This is a genomic window from Corallococcus exercitus (genome assembly GCF_003611585.1).
Lineage (GTDB): Bacteria > Myxococcota > Myxococcia > Myxococcales > Myxococcaceae > Corallococcus > Corallococcus exercitus.
In genome coordinates this window covers 1-1,693 of the sequence record NZ_RAVW01000763.1, presented here as the reverse complement: position 1 = coordinate 1,693, position 1,693 = coordinate 1, and the positions used below count along the sequence as shown (strand labels likewise).

The 1,693-nt window shown below is 73.2% G+C and carries 2 protein-coding genes; both read right to left on the bottom strand.

Going from position 1 to position 1,693, the window contains the following annotated elements:
• The coding region (locus D7W79_RS41795) for a cbb3-type cytochrome c oxidase subunit I (protein WP_208729984.1) at positions 1-713 on the bottom strand (713 nt) is incomplete at its 3' end.
• Complete coding sequence (locus D7W79_RS41790; RefSeq protein WP_244222276.1) at positions 710-1,645, bottom strand: cytochrome c oxidase subunit II; 936 nt, start codon at positions 1,643-1,645, stop codon at positions 710-712. The genes D7W79_RS41795 and D7W79_RS41790, both read right to left, overlap by 4 nt.
• Positions 1,646-1,693 lie beyond the last annotated feature (48 nt).

The window sequence follows — 1,693 nt, the reverse complement described above, 5'->3', positions numbered from 1 at the left end:
ATGAAGAACTGCGTGCCCGCCACCCGGTCCAGCAGCAGGAGCCCCGTGGCCGCCGCCAGCACCGGCACGAACAGCACGTTGAGCACCGCGCCGTAGAACAGCCCCCACACCACCAGCGGCAGCCGCCCCCACGTCATCCCCGGCGCGCGGCAGCGCACCACCGTGACGACGAAGTTGAGCCCGTACAGGAACGCGGACACGCCCACGCACAGCACCGCCACCGTCACCAGCGTCTGCCCCAGCCCCGGCGTGAACGCCGGCGTCGCCAGCGGCGGATACGACGTCCACCCCGCGCTCGCGGGCCCCAGCCGCACGACGAACGACACCAGCATCAGCACGCCGCCCACCGCGTAGGCCCAGAAGCCGAACGGCGACAGCCGGGGGAACGCCATCTGCTTCGCGCCGATGGCCAGCGGCAGCACGAAGTGCCCCAGCGCTCCGAAGAGCAGCGGCGTCACCGCGAAGAAGATCATCAGCAGGCCGTGCATCGTGAACACGGCCGTGTACGCGGGCGGCGTCAGCGCGCCCTTCGACTCGGGCAGCGCCCACGCGAGCCCCGGCACCGGCTGCCCCGGCCAGGCCCACTGGAAGCGGATGAGCATGGCCAGCAGGCCGCCCACGAGCAGGAACAGGAACCCGCCCCACAGGTACTGCCGCGCCACGCGCTGGGGGTCCGTCGTCCACAGCGACTTCAAGAACGCCGCCGCCTTCATGGCGTCCTCCACGCCCAGCCCCAGTGGGCCGCCGTGTCATCCGCGTCGTAGCCCTGCACCGCCTTGAGGCCCGCCTCGCGCAGCCACGCCGCGTACGCCTCTGGCGACAGCGCCGTCAGCATGCCGCGCATCCGGTAGTGGCTGGTGCCGCAGTGCTGGTAGCAGGCGGCCTCCCACGCTCCCTCGCGCGCGGCCTGGAACCAGGTCTGGTTCACGCGGCCCGGAATGGCGTCCAGCTTCACGCGGAAGGCAGGCAGCGAGAACCCGTGCACCACGTCCGTGGAGACGAGCTGCACCCAGACGGGCACGCCCGCCGGCACGCGCAGGTCGTTCCAGGTGACGACGTCGTCCTTCGTGCCGAACGCGCCATCCGCGCCCGCGTACCGCGCCTCCCACGACCACTGGTGCGCGTTGATCTCGATGCGCACCGTGCGCGGATCCTCGGTGGGGACGCGGAAGTTCCAGAGCACGTCGCGCAGGTAGCGCTCGGAGCCCAGGAACAGCGTCCCATCCACCAGGCCGAACACGCCCAGCGCCAGCCCCAGCACCCAGGCCCGTGAGCGCCGCGTCCCTCCGTCCGGCGCCACCTTCCGGGCGCCCCGGAAGCGCACCACCGCCAGCAACAACCACCCGAGCATCACCGCCGCGAGCGCGAGGTCGAAGCCGTGGTTCGTGGCCAGCAGCGCGTCGATGCGGTCTCCCGTCGCGCTCGCGTTCTCCGGCGGCGACAGGCTCCACGCCCCACGCGCGGCAGGCACCGCCAGGGGTGCCTGCGCGTCCGGCGGCGCGACGTCGTTCGAGGACCGCGCCGCCTGGGTGGCCTTCGGCGTCGAGGCTCCCGCCTCGGGTGCCGGTGAAGCCGCCAGGGGCGCCGAAACCGCGGTCCCAGGCGCGGCTGAAGCCGCCGGGGGTGCGGCAGGGGACTCCGCCATCACGGGTGCTCCTGTTCCACGGGGGCCGAAGCCCGCTCCTCCCGCCCC

Bases quoted from the DNA above. Each gene is read 5' to 3' on its own strand.
- D7W79_RS41790 (WP_244222276.1), bottom strand. From the start codon at position 1,645: ATGGCGGAGTCCCCTGCCGCACCCCCGGCGGCTTCAGCCGCGCCTGGG.